At 61.8% G+C, this 14,961-nt stretch carries 10 protein-coding genes and 1 riboswitch; of the genes, 5 read left to right on the top strand and 5 right to left on the bottom strand.

Annotated features, from left to right (window positions below; all coding sequences use genetic code 11):
• Window positions 1-51 precede the first annotated feature (51 nt).
• Both CFB81_RS16900 and CFB81_RS16895 read left to right on the top strand, forming a co-directional pair.
• Window positions 52-318: a DUF5676 family membrane protein gene (locus tag CFB81_RS16900; protein WP_069618990.1), complete on the top strand. Its 267-nt coding sequence runs from the start codon at window positions 52-54 to the stop codon at window positions 316-318.
• Window positions 319-467: 149 nt separating this feature from the next.
• Window positions 468-2,915 (top strand): heavy metal translocating P-type ATPase, encoded by a 2,448-nt coding sequence (locus CFB81_RS16895; protein WP_089435915.1) that lies wholly within the window; start codon window positions 468-470, stop codon window positions 2,913-2,915.
• A gap of 111 nt (window positions 2,916-3,026) precedes the next feature.
• On the opposite strand, the gene CFB81_RS36135 is transcribed toward CFB81_RS16895, so the two are convergent.
• The 5 genes from CFB81_RS36135 to CFB81_RS16870 all read right to left on the bottom strand — a co-directional run bounded on the left by CFB81_RS36135 (window position 3,027) and on the right by CFB81_RS16870 (window position 7,498).
• Window positions 3,027-3,353 carry a hypothetical protein gene (locus CFB81_RS36135; RefSeq protein ID WP_179235986.1) on the bottom strand — a complete coding sequence of 109 codons (327 nt, stop codon included), beginning with the start codon at window positions 3,351-3,353 and terminating at the stop codon, window positions 3,027-3,029.
• A 42-nt stretch (window positions 3,354-3,395) separates the two neighbouring features.
• A riboswitch (SAM-I-IV-variant riboswitch) is annotated at window positions 3,396-3,499 on the bottom strand.
• Window positions 3,500-3,650: 151 nt separating this feature from the next.
• On the bottom strand, window positions 3,651-5,003 hold the full coding sequence (locus CFB81_RS16885) for an ATP-binding protein (RefSeq protein WP_089435913.1): 1,353 nt from the start codon (window positions 5,001-5,003) through the stop codon (window positions 3,651-3,653).
• Between the two features lie 50 nt (window positions 5,004-5,053).
• Window positions 5,054-5,728 carry a response regulator transcription factor gene (locus CFB81_RS16880; protein WP_069618994.1) on the bottom strand — a complete coding sequence of 225 codons (675 nt, stop codon included), beginning with the start codon at window positions 5,726-5,728 and terminating at the stop codon, window positions 5,054-5,056.
• Between the two features lie 8 nt (window positions 5,729-5,736).
• Window positions 5,737-6,552, bottom strand: a complete 816-nt coding sequence (locus tag CFB81_RS16875) for a MipA/OmpV family protein (protein WP_089435912.1) — start codon at window positions 6,550-6,552, stop codon at window positions 5,737-5,739.
• Between the two features lie 130 nt (window positions 6,553-6,682).
• Entirely contained in the window at window positions 6,683-7,498 is an 816-nt protein-coding gene (locus CFB81_RS16870; protein WP_069618996.1) for a hypothetical protein, read from the bottom strand.
• Between the two features lie 760 nt (window positions 7,499-8,258).
• On the opposite strand from CFB81_RS16870, the gene CFB81_RS16865 reads away from it, so the two are divergent.
• The 3 genes from CFB81_RS16865 to CFB81_RS16855 all read left to right on the top strand — a co-directional run bounded on the left by CFB81_RS16865 (window position 8,259) and on the right by CFB81_RS16855 (window position 14,831).
• Window positions 8,259-11,021 carry a type VI secretion system Vgr family protein gene (locus tag CFB81_RS16865; protein WP_089435911.1) on the top strand — a complete coding sequence of 921 codons (2,763 nt, stop codon included), beginning with the start codon at window positions 8,259-8,261 and terminating at the stop codon, window positions 11,019-11,021.
• A gap of 19 nt (window positions 11,022-11,040) precedes the next feature.
• Complete coding sequence (locus CFB81_RS16860; RefSeq protein ID WP_373452650.1) at window positions 11,041-13,353, top strand: hypothetical protein; 2,313 nt, start codon at window positions 11,041-11,043, stop codon at window positions 13,351-13,353.
• A 134-nt stretch (window positions 13,354-13,487) separates the two neighbouring features.
• On the top strand, window positions 13,488-14,831 hold the full coding sequence (locus CFB81_RS16855; RefSeq protein WP_084044290.1) for a virulence factor: 1,344 nt from the start codon (window positions 13,488-13,490) through the stop codon (window positions 14,829-14,831).
• Window positions 14,832-14,961 lie beyond the last annotated feature (130 nt).

Here is a 14,961-nt window from a genome sequence, read left to right as displayed (position 1 = left end):
CGGGCGCTGCTGCCGAACTCGATCGCGCTCTTCCGGGATAAGGGGACTGCCATGAAGCCCTTCAAGACTGGCGTGACGCTCTCAGCCACGGTTGTGCTCTTCTATGTCCTGTGCACCCTCGTATGGATGGCGCTTCCCGAACCGTTCATGAACTTCATGAACGCGCTTTTTCACGGACTCGATTTCCGGCGCCTCCAGACGGGCGAGCCATCGTCCTGGTGGTTTGTCGTCTACCCGGCCTTTGTGTTCGCGGTATGGTTCTTTGCAGCCGGCGCCTTCTTCGCTTGGTTACACAACCGCATGAGTGGACCAAACTGACGCAATTCCGTACGCCTACCCTTGTCCCTGGAGCGGAAAAAACGTGGAATGAACGTTGCTCCCGCGCTGTCGTTCAACACGTCGAAGCGTACGCGACCGACGTATCGGCCAGTCTCAGTAAACGAAACGGGTGAGCAAAGGAGCGTCCAATGAGTGGCCAACCCGACGAAGAGAAGCTTTATCACCCCCGGATTTCCGAACACGTGTCATCGGACGGACATCACGCCCGTGACACGGACCAGCACGCCGCTTCCACCGGGCATGGGCCTGACGCGCATGCTCATCACCATGAGGGCCAGGGCGAACATGTGCGCCGCACGGATTCGCTTCGCGACCCCGTCTGCGGCATGACGGTGACCGATCCGTCACGCTTCCGCTGCGAATACGATGCCAGGTGGTACACGTTCTGCAGCGCGGCTTGCCTGGCGAAATTCCAAGCTGCGCCGTCCAAGTACGTCGGGCCCTCGACCATTGAGCAACCGCAAGCAGTTCCCGGGGGCACCATCTACACGTGCCCGATGCATCCGGAAATTCGCCAGGACCATCCTGGGCAATGTCCGAAGTGCGGCATGACACTGGAACCGATTCTGCCCAGCGTCGACGAAGGCGAAAACCCGGAACTAGTCGATTTCCGACGTCGATTCTGGCGGACGTTGCCACTGACCGTCGTCGTCTTCGTCCTGGCGATGTTCGGCCATCGTCTCGAATTGATGGATGTCCGCAGCGAGAGCTGGGCTGAGTTCATTCTGTCGACGCCGGTCGTCTTGTGGGCAGGCCTGCCGTTTTTCACGCGATGCGCGCGCTCATTCATGAACCGCAGCCCCAACATGTGGACGCTTATCGGGCTTGGGACAGGCGCGGCCTATATCTACAGTGTCATCGCTACCCTCTTTCCCGGCGTGTTTCCTGAAACGTACAGTACGCACGGCCGGGTCAGCGTGTATTTCGAGGCGGCGTCAGTCATCATTTCGCTGACGCTTCTCGGACAGTTGCTCGAACTGAAGGCCCGATCGCAAACGTCCGCCGCGATCAAGGCACTCCTCGGGCTCGCGCCCAAGACTGCGCGACGCATCAACCCGGATGGTTCCGAAGAAGACATTCCGTTGTCCCATGTACATGCGGGAGACCTGCTTCGCGTGCGGCCCGGCGAGAAAGTCCCAGCGGACGGTGTGGTGACTGACGGCTCGAGTTCGCTCGACGAGTCCATGATTACCGGCGAGCCCATTCCCGTCACCAAACGCGTTGGTGACCGCGTCATTGGCGCAACGATGAATGCGACTGGCAGCCTCGTCATTCGCTCGGAAAAGGTCGGCTCCCAAACTGTCCTGTCGCAAATCGTGCAGATGGTCGCGCAGGCGCAGCGGTCCCGAGCCCCCATGCAGCGCATGGCCGACAAAGTCGCCGGCGTGTTTGTCGTCGGGGTCGTCAGTGCCGCTCTTCTGACGTTCTTCGTGTGGGGCATCTTTGGGCCGGAGCCCAGCTGGGTGTTCGGTCTCATCAATGCGGTGGCGGTGCTCATCATTGCGTGTCCATGCGCGCTGGGCCTTGCGACGCCAATGTCCATCATGGTCGCGAGCGGGAAAGGCGCCGCTACCGGGATTCTCTTTCGCGACGCGGCTGCGATTGAAAATCTACGCAAGGTCGACGTACTCATTGTCGACAAGACGGGGACGCTGACCGAGGGGCGTCCAGCGTTCGATCGAGCTGTGGGCGCCAACGGATATACGACCGACGAAGTCCTTCGTCTGGCGGCGAGTCTCGACCAAGGTAGCGAGCATCCGCTTGCCGCAGCCATCGTTGTGGCAGCCCGTGAAAAGAAGCTGACGTTGGACCGCACGGAAAACTTCGAATCCGCGACAGGTATCGGCGTGAGAGGAATCGTCGCTGGCAGGAGACTTGCACTTGGCAATACCGCGCTGATGCAGACCGACGCCATATCCGTCGAATCGCTGGCCAAGGAAGCGGACGGCCTCCGAGCGCAGGGTGCGAGCGTCATGTATTTGGCGGTCGATGGCAGTTTGGCCGGACTGCTGTCCGTCGCCGACCCGATAAAGGTGACCACGCCGGAAGCGCTTTCGACATTGAGGGAGAACGGTATTCGAGTCGTGATGGCGACCGGTGATGGTGTGGTCACCGCCAAGGCCGTAGCCGAGAAACTCGGCATCGACGAATTCCATGGCGAGGTGAAGCCTGCCGACAAGCTCGATCTCGTGACGAAGCTTCAGCAAGCCCGGCATGTCGTCGCGATGGCCGGCGACGGCATAAACGACGCTCCCGCACTCGCCAGGGCCGATGTCGGCGTGGCCATGGGAACAGGCACGGATGTGGCAATGAGCAGCGCTCAGGTGACGCTCGTCAAGGGCGACTTGCGCGGTATCGCGCGTGCCCGACAGCTGTCCGAGGCAACCGTCGCGAACATGAAGCAGAATCTTGGCTTCGCATTCGTTTACAACGCGCTCGGGGTTCCGCTGGCGGCTGGCGTACTTTACCCGTTCACTGGGCTGCTGCTGTCGCCGATGATTGCCGCGCTTGCAATGAGCTTGAGTTCCGCATCGGTGATCTCGAACGCGCTGAGGTTGCGTAACGCCAAAATTTGAGCAGCGCCGAATGCTGAAGCCACTTGAGCAAGCCGCTTCGATTCGCGAATGACGTGTGCGTCAGCACGGGACGGGAGAATCCATCGCCTGGCGGCCGCTCTCCGACACATGTCAGGCCGCCCTCGCCCGAACGAAATGATGCTCCACTCTCGTCCGGAGCACGCCATCGAGCGCCGCAAGCCGCTCACGCAGCCGGACCGCCTGCCCTTCCGTCATTTCACCGAGCACGATTTTTTGTTCGAGCACGTCACCACAGCGGGTGATGGCCCACCGATCGACCGTCGCCGTTTCCCCTTCAAGTACGGCCGCTGCGGTCGAGACGATGCCCGGATTCCGTCTCGAAACGAGATGAACCGTGTGCGTCAACGTGAAACCGGGAAGAAAATGCGACCAGTCTTCACAGACCGTCGGATGGGAAGCGGAGGAAACTTGGCTCATGGTTGCTCCGGATGAATGGTTATCGAACCGGTGCCAGCCATGCTGCTCCCGTTTCGTTGCCGTCGATCGGCCGCATCGCCTCAGGGGCGTCCACCTTGCCCGGGAGGGCAGGTTGGCGTCGGGAAACCCGACTCTGGATGCTTGATTTCTCACGTTCGACATTTCGAACGTTGATTCATTATACCGAAAATTCGACGCCGAACAAGTCACCCCGGAAAAGCCGCAATTCGACCGGATGGCGCGTTCGATCCAGCCCTTTTACCGCGGGAGCCGGCCACCGCACGACCACCGCCCCGACTAAAACCACACACTAAACCGCGTCCCCGTCATCAGCACATCGACCGTCAGCTTCCATTGATGGGCCTCGGCAATCTCCCTGCAGATTGCCAGCCCGAGGCCCGCACCGTCATACCGCGAATCCGGCGCCCGCCAGTATCGGTCGAAAAGCAGCGGCAGATGTTCCCGCCGAATACCGGGCCCTTCATCTTCAACATGAATCGCCGTCTCGAGCACGGTCAGCACGACAACACCACCCGACGGCGACGCATTGATCGCATTCTCGAGAATGTTCTTGAGCAGGATGAAAAGCGCCCCGCCGTCCGCGTGTATCGGCGACGCGGCGTCGCGCGCTTCGGTATGAAGCGTTACTTGCTTCGCATCGGCCTTGCCGGCCAGCAGGCTCACGACGTCCCGCGCGACGTCGACGCCGTTCACGTCGCCGAAACTGAAGTTCTGCGCTTCGCTGACTTCAGCCAGATGCAGCAGTTGCTTCACCTGCCGGGCCATCAAGTCGATCTCGCGAAGCAAGGGCGCCTTATGGCTGATGTCGGGCTGCAGCTCGATCTGCCCTCTGACCAGCGTGAGCGGCGTCTGCAACTCGTGCGCGGCGTCGGCCAGAAACTGCTGCTGAACCGCGAAGCCATTCTCGAGCCGGGTCAGCGCATCGTTGAACGCATCGATCAGCGGCTTGATCTCGCTGGGAATCCCGGCAGACGACAGCCGCGTCTTCAGGTTGCGCGGCTCGATTTCCCGCGCGGCACGCGATACCTCCCGCAACGGCTTCAGCACGTGACCGATCGTCAACGGCAGCGTCAGTCCGAAAATGATGGTTGCAATGACCAGCACATAAGCGATGGTCTTCGGTATCGGATCGATCCGCGTCCTGACGAGCGCATCGACGAGTTGCCTGCTGTGCGCCACCTGCACGTAATAGACGACACTCCCGTTCAGCGCGCGCTGCGTCGCGACCGCGTACGCCTTGCCGTCGATCGTGGCGGGCAGCACCTTGCCGGCCACCGTCGCGAGGTCCTCCGTCAGCCACGGTCGATCGTCGCTCGAAGGCGCCGACGCCAGCAACACCTTCCCCGTCGCATCGAGCACGCGATACTTCACGTCGGCCGGCAAGAGCCGGAATATCACCGCCGGATGCTCGCCCAATCGCACGGATGCCGGGCGCCCGGCCGCATCGAAACGCATCCCGTCCACGATATGACGGATGCTCTCCATCTGCTGGCGCCTTCCCAGGAAGTCGGGATATCGATCCAGAAAATAGACGGAAAGCGCGGACAGCAGCGCGAGGCTGACGGCGAACGCGGCGACGTTGGTCACCCACAGACGCGTCGACAGGCGCAGGATCCAATGACGAAACATGGCGTCCTTTTACCAGAGCGCGGCAACGGGCGAAACGCGGCGAAGCATCGTCACGCGTCCCGCAGCGCGAAGCCGGCGCCGCGGATATTGGTGAGCCGCATCGTAGCGCCGATCGCCGTCAGCTTCTTGCGCAAGCGGTGCACGGTCACCTCGAGCGCGTTCGGCGTGACCGCCTCCGCGAACCCCCATGCGGCATGCTCGAGTACCGCATGCCGGACGGTCCGGCCCGCGGCTTCGATCAGGCACAGCATGACCTGCAACTCGGCCGGCGCCAGCAGCACCGTCCGGTCGCCACAGCGCATCGCGCGTTGCGGCGGGTCCACGGTCACATCCGCGAACGATGCGACGAGCGTCGTGAGCAGCGCCGGACGACGCATCAGCGTGCGTACGCGGGCGACGAGTTCGCTCATTTCGAACGGCTTGGTCACATAGTCGTCGGCGCCGCTTTCGAGTCCGTCGATGCGGTCATGCAACGCGTCGCGTGCCGTCAGCATCAGGCAAGGCATCATGCGGCCCGCCGCGCGCAGCGTGCGCAGGAACGTCAGGCCGTCTCCGTCGGGCAATCCGCGGTCGACGATCAGCAGTGCGTAATCGGCCCGGTCGATACCGTAAGCGGCTTCCCGGGTATTGCCAAACCGATCGGATTCGATTCCCGCCGCGGCCAGGGCCTGAGACAACAGGCCGGCCAGGCGCTCGTGATCCTCGACAATCGCCACTCTTGGCATGCTCGCACTCACTTGAACCGATACATGTAGCCGATCCGGGCGTCGGGAACGAACCGCCTGCCGACGAGCGGACTGTCGGTGATCCCGTCGCCGAGACGCGACACGCCCACGTCCAGAAAAATCGTCTGCTGCTTCGTCGGCCGGTAGTCGAAACGGGTGCCGGCCGACACGTTCACGGCCGAACCCGCGCTGTAGGCGGCACGCCACGCACGTGCTTCCGATGGTCGCACGCCGTAATAGTAGTCGACGTATTTGTTGCTCAGCCATTCAGCGCCGACATGCGGCGTGATCGAGAATGCGCCCGACGAGAACGCCTTCTCGAAGCCGATTTTCGCGCGTGCGCCCTTGTTTCCGCCGAGCAGGAAGCTACCCGACAACGTGCCGAGGCCGGTGCTCCATGACAGTGCAGGCCCGTACCATAACGCGCCCTTGCGCTTTTCCATGCCGTTCAGGATCGGGGCGTCCGAGCCACTGTATCCGTCGAACAGCGAGAACTGGCCACGCAGCGCGACACTGACACCGCTCCAGTTGCCTATTTTCAGATCGACCGTGGTGCCGATGGCCTGCACCCATTTGTTGTCGAAGTAGACCAGAGGAAAAGGCAATACGCGGGTGCCGTCGCCCTTGTAGGCCGACGGTTCGATGCCGACGCCCGCGCCCAATCCCCAATGCGTGACGTTCGTCGCGTTGTTGAGTATGGTCAGCCCTGAGTTATCGGGATCGGGCGGGCTCATGCCGTCGTCCGCCCACGCGGAAACAGATGAAAGTGCGAATGAAGCGGCAATCAGCCATAGCGGGCGGGCGCGGCGAGAGGCAATTTTCACAATCGTTTTCCTGGAGTCGACGGTCGAAACGGGGGCTACTGTAGGACCAGTCGACTTACCGCTCACTTACCAGGAAAAATATCGTCCAAGGCCTCTCCGCGCGCCTGCATGACGCGCCCGCCGAACCCCGTTACTTCGACAACCGCAGCTTCTTCGACACCACGACGCCGCTCGACGGACTCACCAGCCAGATGTCACGGAGATCCATGTGCAACGTGGAGATCCGCGTCGAAATGTCCGTCGGCTCCTCGATACTCGGATCGGCATGTTCGGTTTGTTCGCTCAAGTAAGGCCGAACCAGCCGCCCGGAAAAAACCAGTGCGAAGTCGCCATGCGTTTGCGCGTACTCGGCGGGCGAAAGCCGCATGCGGCTCCGAACCGTGGTCTTTTTGCCTTGCCCGGTCTCGAGCTCGATGATGTCGACGTGCTGGACGTACCCTTTCGCCTTCGCTTCCGGTGCGATCACGAGCCCGCGCCCGCGCGGCCCCTTCGTCACCTTGCTGAGCAGGATGCCTGCCCGGCCGTCGCGCTCCGCATCGAACAGGTCGACATCCAGCGTCAGCAGCTGCCGCCGCGACCGGTATCTCAGCCCGTACCGCACCGGCACCACGAACGTCACGTCACGATCCAGACCGACGGCCGCCAGGTCGGGATTCGTCGGGCCGTGCCGGCCGGCGGCACCGGCGACCGCGCCGCGAACCCGGTCGCGCAACGAAGGTGCAAGCGTGCTGGCGTGCACCTTCTGCAGCGCATCCCGGATGGCAACCGGATCGTCGCCGACAATCGGTCGTGCCGGGGCCGTGTCGTGATCGACAGCCGACGCGACGTGCGTCGAGCCGTCGCCGCCCTTCCCCTCTGCATGCGCCGCGACGGGCGCCAGCATCGTCGTCAAGGCGACGATGCACGCGAAGCGCGAACACCCCAATTTGAATTTCCGGTGAAACACGACGAACTCCCGATTGCGTCCAGATCGATCAACGACGAGCACTATAGGCTGGAATGATCGGCAACGCATCCGCCGTTCGAAATTCGACGATGCCGGCACGCGTCGTCTTAGGTTCCTTGTCGGCCCGGCGGCACGTCAATGGCCAACACAACACTACCGTGTTGCCGTGGCGACAACAACTGACGGAAAGCAGGCAACGGCACTCATCGAGCATTCGCAAACGCATCGCGCGGCATCACCTGGCTCGCGGAATTCGTCCGAATCCAGTCCGCCATTCACCTGCGCAGCCGAGCGATCCGGCGGCGAATTTGTATGTTGAAAGATGCTTTCTCCGGCATCCGATCGGCGGGCGTACACATCACGCGCCAGTGCACAAGCGTGCTCGCACGGGTTTCAATCGATGTGACGTAACGCTGCTCATTTTGAGTCGGGACAATTCCTAATTTCCAACTTCCAATTCAATCATGTCCTGACAAAAAAGCCCCTATTTCGACCATATGGAAAACGAGGCACGACAAATACAAACCCACAATAATCGCCTCGGCATATTCATATCTAAACAAAGACACCGCCCAACCCACGCAAACATTAACCATTGTTTCAAAAGCAATAATTTCCCATCTCAAAATAAAAATATTTCTTAAAGATAGAAATAGCTTGTTATTCTTCGCACCGAAATTCCAAGCGCCGTCGCATTGCCACCTGAGAGGCGGATTCGAATCCATCCGAATCCGGAACAAAAAATAACGAGATTGTCGTTATGTCGATAGCAGCAACTTTGAGAAACTTTGCGTCGGGTCTGGTCGACCTGAACAAGCGTCCAGTCTCCCTTCATTTCGGGCAGGCGCAACGCGCGGTCGGACATCTGCTGGCGCTCCATCACGCCGATATCCGCGAGGGGCTGATGTCGGGCATCGAAGGGCAACTGACCTGCGTGTCGACCTACGATCATCTGCCGCCTGCGCTGTTTCTCGGTTTGCCCGTATCGGTCCGGCTGACGACCGATCGGGGCAACATCCAGGCGATCAACGCGATCGTGCGTGAAGTGCGAGCCGGTCAATCCGACGGCGAGCTGACCGTCTATCAGCTGCACGTATGCGACGCCCTGTCGCTGATGGACCGTCGCACGAACGCCCGCCTGTTCCGCTCGCGCGGCGTGCCGGACATTCTGGCGACGCTGATGAACGAGTGGAAACAGCGTAGCGCCGCACTCGCGCGAGCATTCGATTTCGACCTGTCGGCATTGCGGGCCGATCGGTATCCGGCACGCGAGCTGACGCGGCAAGTCAATGAATCCGACGCACGCTTCATCCGGCGTCTGCTGCGCCGCGAAGGCATCACGGTCTTCGCGAAGGCCGCCCCGGTCGACGGCAGGCGCGGCGTGACCGATGAGCGGCCGATTCACACGCTCGTGTTCTGCGACGATCCGCATCGTCTGCCGGACGCACCCGCCGGCACCGTCCGCCTTCATCCGCGCGACGCCGGCGTCGAGCAACGTGACACCGTCACCCTCTTTGCGTACGACCAGAGCCTGTCGCCCGGCAAGGTCCGCCGCCCGTCGTGGGATTACAAGACCGCTCGTATGGACGACTTCGAGGCCATCACCGGCCTCGACCAGGGCGAGTCGGGGAACGATCTTGCGCGCCTGCTGACCGACGTCGCCGTCGACATCCCGCACGTCGGCGACTCGTGGAACGATCACGCGCGCATCGCGCACGACCGGATGCTGGCCCATCAGTTCGCGGCCGCGCGCTTCGAAGGCATCGGCACCGTGCGCGACATGCTGGTGGGGCACGGATTCACGCTGACGGGCGACCCCGAACTGGATATGAAGTCGATCGATCGTCGTCGGTTCGTCGTCACGTCGATTCGACACGCCATCTGGAACAACCTGCCGAAAGACCTGTCGGGCCGCGCAAGCGGGCTATTCGCGGCAAGCCGCAACCTGACGCCGATCGTCCCGCCGCCCGATGCATCGGGTTCAACTGATACGCGCTACGAGAACAGTTTCACGTGCGTGCAACGCGGTGTGCCGCTCAAGCCGGCCTACGATCCGGCAATCGACGTGCCGCCGGTTCACCTGCTGACCGGCACGATCGTCGGCACGCAGGGCGAAGAGGTGTTCTGCGACAAGGCCGGCCGCGTGCGTGTGCAGATTCACGGGCTGGATCCGGCGGACCATGCTCACGCGCAAGGCGCCGGCACGAACGGCCTGGCCGGCGACAGCGCGCCGATTCGCGTCGCGGCGAGTCTCGCGGGCGAATGCTTCGGTGCGCTGTTCCTGCCGCGTGTCGGGATGGAGGTCCTGCTGGGGAGCCTGTCGGGCGATCCGGACCGTCTGGTGATCATCGGCGTGTTGAGCAACGGCGCGAACCCGCCCGCGACTTTCAGCAATACCGGCGCGCTGCCGGGCAATCGCTACGTGTCCGGGGTCAAGACGCGGGAGATCAAGGGCCGCCGGTACAACCAGCTTCGTCTGGACGATACGCCGTCGCAAATCTCCGCGCAGTTGGCAAGCGAACATGCGCATACCCAGTTGAATCTCGGCTACCTGACGCAGCCGCGCGTAGACGGACACGGGGACGATCGGGGCGAAGGCGCGGAGCTGCGCACCGACGCCGCTGCGGCGTTGCGCGCCGCCCAAGGCATGCTGTTGACGACCTATGCGCGTTCGCACGCAACCGGTGGTCAGCTCGATCGCGATGAGCTGATCCATTTGCTCGATCAATGCACAGCGCTGTTCAAGTCGCTCGGCGATCACGCTGGCCAGCATGGCGGGCAATCCGCCGACACGGCCGGCCAGGACAACATCGCCAACGCATTCCGTCACTGGAAACCTGACGGGTCGGAATCTGGCGCCACCGACGACGCCTCCGCGTTCATGGCGTTCGGTGCCCAAGCGGGGTCGCTCAACGTCACGCCGAAAACGCACGTCATGTATGCGGGCGAGAACATCGATCAGATCGCGCAGCAACACATGCAAATCACGAGCGGCGAGCGAATCAATCTGCATGCCGGGCATGGCGTCGCGATGTTCGCGCACGGCGACGGCATATCGTCGATTGCTAACCACGGGAAAGTGGCCCTTCAATCGCAGCACGACGACACGCAAATCGAGTCCGGCAAAAACATCCAGTTGACCGCGGCCGGCGGCAAGCTGGCCGGCACGGCGAGCGACGAAGTCGTATTCGTCACATCCGGCGGCGCGTATCTCAAGCTGCGTGGCAGCGATATCGAACTGGGTTGCCCCGGCAAGTTCACCGTGAAATCCAATGGTCATGCGTGGGACGGCCCCGCCAGCATGAGCGTCGACCTGCCGACATTCGATCAAAGTCCGCTCGGCCGCGTCCCGAAGCTGATTCGCCCAACGGACGGTAACGCGGCGCCGGGGTTCGAAGGACAGATTCGAAAGGCATCGGGAACGCTGTCGAACATGACGACCGACACGGCCGGGGAACTGCCGGCGGTCGATACCGACCGGTTCGAGAGGCTGACGGTGCAGTTCACCAAGAAGAATGTTTAACGCAAGCGCAGGAGTCCGGATGACTGATTCATCTCTCGATCCTCGGCCGGAAGAGGACGCACGCACCGACGAGCACGCCGCGACGGGCGACGTGTCCGACGCGGCTACGCCGCGCCCGGAGCCACCTCAGATCGTCGTCGGTCGGAGCGACGGCGTCTCGATGTGGACGAAAGACACCCGGCTGATCTGCATCAAGCAAATGCCGTTGCCTGGTGTCGTCATCTTCGTCCATGGCGTGAACTCCGAAGGCGAATGGTTCGAAGCCGCCGAGCAGGGGCTGTGCGATGGCCTGAATCGCCGGCTCGGGCGGCTGGATGATCAATTGATGTATCACGGCATCGACGCCGGGCAATTGGTGCCGGCGAAGTACACGGAAAGCGTGACGCCGGACGGGTTTTTGAATCCGAAGCTTTGGTCCGGCAACTACATCAAGTCTGATCCGTCCTTCTCGCCCGTCATTCACTTCCGATGGGGCTATCGGGCAACCGCCGCTGAGTTGAAAGAGTATGGCGACAAGATCTTCCTGAACGAGAAGGACTATTGGGGCGGCGGCCCGTTCACGAACGGCTGCGCGAGCCTGCCCGATCTCTGGCACGGCGGCCTCGACGACCGCGCGGCCGGGTGGTTGACCGTCCAGGGGATCAACCCGACCAACCGGCCGCTGTATCGCGCGCCGCCCCGCGCATATGGCGTGCTCGCGGCGTTGCGCCTGGCGAGGCTGATCGAATCGATTCGTCGCATGCAGGCCGACGTGCCGATCACCGTCGTATGCCATAGCCAGGGCAACATCGTGGGCCTGACGGCGGCGTTTTTCGGCGATGCGCTGCCCGATGTCGAAGATCCGTGGGGACGTAGCGGGCAGTGCGTGGCGGATGCCTACGTACTGGCGAATGCGCCGTACAGCCTTGCGCGCGCGGACGGCCCGAATCCATCCGATACGTTCATGGATACCTGGTCGCAACGCGCGACCAGGGACGGCAGCGGTCGTCGCGGACGGCAGACCTACGCCGCCCGCACGAAAACGTTCGGTAAGTTTCTGTCGATCATCGGCACGCGCAAAGCCTACGAACTGCCCGCCGGCAAGATCGATGAAGACATGGCCAACGAACGGGTATCACCGACCAGCAAGCGGTCCTATGCGGCACAAGAGGATCGGGCTCGCCACGGCCTGAACGGATCGACATATGGTCGCGTCACCGCGTATTGCTGTCCACACGACCAGGTGATTTCGGCGGTCACGGTTCAAGGCATCGGCTGGCGCGGCATCGACGAGAACGAGCTGAACGATATCAACGTCCCCGGCGTGCTGACGCAGCGCGTCTTTGCCTCCGGCTTCCAGGTTGGCGTGCAGGAGCGCTATCAGTATTGGGAAGATGACTGGCGGCATGGCAAAAAGGGAACGACGTCGGGATTCTGGTATCCGCCTTCGCCACCTGCCAAGTTCAATCTCATCGGTGCGCTCAAAGGGAATGAAACCATCTGGGGAGTGGCGGCGACACTGGCGACTGCGCCGCTCATGTTCGTCGTGACCGGGTTCAGCTCGGCGTTGAACATGTTCCGCGTGAATGCCAATCCGCCACAGGGATGGACCGTCGTGGCGGACGCCCCGCCACTTGACGAGCCATTTCCGCCGAAAGCGAAGCGATTCGGCAAACCGGTCAAAACGACGGACGGCGCGGCGGTGAGCGACTTCAACGAAGGCAACGATCCGCTGGCCGCATGGCGCGACGCAAGCAAGAGCGAGGCAGACAAGCGCGCGGACGATCCTTACGATCAGTACGAGGCGAAGAACGCGGACAGTGTCGCGCAAGGGACGGCAGAGAGCGAAGCCGGACAGCGTTACGAGGACCGTGCGCTGATGCGGATGGAGGCGCGGCGCACGCTGAATATGGAATGGCTCGATGGCGACGGCCACGTGATCGGCGAGGACGGCAAGAGCGAAATGCCGGAGGGTTACAAGGAATGGCGCGATAGACAGATTGTGGATTGGCTCGATCGTGGCTCGACCAACAGCCCGACGAACCATTCCACGACGATGACCAATCCGGAGCACGCCGAAAAGGCACTTGCGTACGACGTGGCGATCGGGGTTTGCTATCTGACGCCCGAGCAAATGAAAGCGCTACGGATTGAAGCCGATTGGCGGATGGGAGACGGTATTCCCGACGACAACCCGAACAAGAAATACACAGAGTACTTTGTGCGCGGAAAATTTGACGAACTTCCGATGCATGAATGGGTACATGCGGAGAGCAGCGAAGGCAAGATGCCGGACGCCATCACGAATGAACGAGAAGGTCAGTTCTATCTGAAGGTCGGGGGCACGATATGAAGGCACTAATCGCTACATGGCCGCGACGTGCCGCTGTTGCGCTCGCAGCATGGATGATCACGGCCGTACTCATGGCGTCGTTAATGGCGCACGTAGAACAACCAGACCCGACACAACTGGAAATAGGAGATTGGATGAAACGATTTTTAGTCGTGCCCAGCCTGGCTGCGCTCATGGTGCTTCTGTTCACCACGGCCACGGTACGGCCGGCGCACGCGGCACCTTCGACGGAACCTGTAACGCATGCGGGACCCTCTGCGGAAGAAGCAGCGAAGCCATTCGTCGCGCAGGTTGTAGGTTTGATCTGGTTGAATCCGTTGCAACGCATGGACTACCCGACCGAATGGCAACTGCTGTGGACGCAAGGACTCGCGTCTCCGAACAAGAACGACGACATGGTGCGGACCGATCCGAAGTCCTTTACGACGCTCCAGTCGGTAGCGGGTATCGCATACGGCAACGAAGGCACAGAAACATTCAGAGGGTTCTATCGCAAGTACATGACCAAGTTCCCGCTGCTGCTTCACTCACGCTACGCGAGCAATGCGAAATACTTCTACACGGTCAAACCTGACGATAAAAAGAACTGGCGTGAGTTGGCTGGCATCCGTGTCGAGCTTGCGATTCCGGAACGACTCGACGCGGCCGAATCGCAAAACTATTTGCAGGACTCGATTCGAAGGACGTTTTCGATCGGGAATCGGTATTTTCCAACGATGTGGAGCCGCAACACGCTTCCCGACGTACAAGCCACACAAGGCGGCCCCAACACCGGATTCACATCCCTGAACAACGCACTGGACTACTTGCGGGCGAACCCTGACAAGAGCGTCTGGGTAGTGAACTGGGACGCACCCAACTTCCCTCCCACGGATGCACAGATCAACGAGAACCTTGTCGTGCTGTTCCTCGCTGGCCCAACCTTCAACACCGAGCGTGAACCGCTCTCCTGGATCGGCAAAGCCGCAACCGGCAACACGCATGATTTTCCGCAGAAGGTCGGCACGACCCGAGCCGTGCAGGCGTGGAAGGCGACCATCGACCAAGCGGCACGCAATGCCGGCATCGTGGTCCCTGACCTCAACTACGTCGTTCACGACGCAGGTAAAGGCAGCGACGCATCATCGACACGTCTTGCGATGCTCGGACAAACCTTGACCGAAACCCTCCCCGAATACGACCACCGTAAGCAGACGTTCAACACGGCCGCCCTACTCGGCGACATGGGAACCGGCAGCGCATTGACCGACGTCGCGCTCGCAATCGGCCGGATCAATCACTTCGGCGGCAATGCACTCGTCGCCGGCACGACCGATCCGGATCATCCGGTCGCGGTCGTCGTCCTGCCACCGTCGAAACTCACGCCGATCGATCCCGACAAGGATTGGTTCCGCGCACGCGGCGGAAACAACGCCTACCTGCCGTGGTGGGGACGCCGACACGACACAAATTACGGCATGCAAGGCTATTCGTGGTGATGCACATCGGCTTGGCGGCGCGCTGCATGTGAACGTAACCGCCGCGTCTAGTAACAGGAGTTGAGTGCAGCCATTTGCTATCGCGCCCGGTTTGGTGGCGCTCATGGTGTTTCCTTTCGTCACCACCATG

The sequence above is a fragment of the Burkholderia sp. AU28863 genome, from assembly GCF_002223195.1.
GTDB classification, from domain to species: Bacteria; Pseudomonadota; Gammaproteobacteria; order Burkholderiales; family Burkholderiaceae; genus Burkholderia; species Burkholderia sola.
The sequence above is the reverse complement of the archived record's forward strand: the minus strand, read 5'-3'. Positions and strand labels throughout refer to the sequence as shown.

Coding starts and splice junctions, on each gene's coding strand:
- CFB81_RS16860 (WP_373452650.1), top strand. CDS start 11,041: ATGACTGATTCATCTCTCGATCCTCGGCCGGAAGAGGACGCACGCACC.
- CFB81_RS16885 (WP_089435913.1), bottom strand. CDS start 5,003: ATGTTTCGTCATTGGATCCTGCGCCTGTCGACGCGTCTGTGGGTGACC.
- CFB81_RS16880 (WP_069618994.1), bottom strand. CDS start 5,728: ATGCCAAGAGTGGCGATTGTCGAGGATCACGAGCGCCTGGCCGGCCTG.
- CFB81_RS16900 (WP_069618990.1), top strand. CDS start 52: ATGAAGCCCTTCAAGACTGGCGTGACGCTCTCAGCCACGGTTGTGCTC.
- CFB81_RS36135 (WP_179235986.1), bottom strand. CDS start 3,353: ATGAGCCAAGTTTCCTCCGCTTCCCATCCGACGGTCTGTGAAGACTGG.
- CFB81_RS16865 (WP_089435911.1), top strand. CDS start 8,259: ATGTCGATAGCAGCAACTTTGAGAAACTTTGCGTCGGGTCTGGTCGAC.
- CFB81_RS16895 (WP_089435915.1), top strand. CDS start 468: ATGAGTGGCCAACCCGACGAAGAGAAGCTTTATCACCCCCGGATTTCC.
- CFB81_RS16855 (WP_084044290.1), top strand. CDS start 13,488: ATGAAACGATTTTTAGTCGTGCCCAGCCTGGCTGCGCTCATGGTGCTT.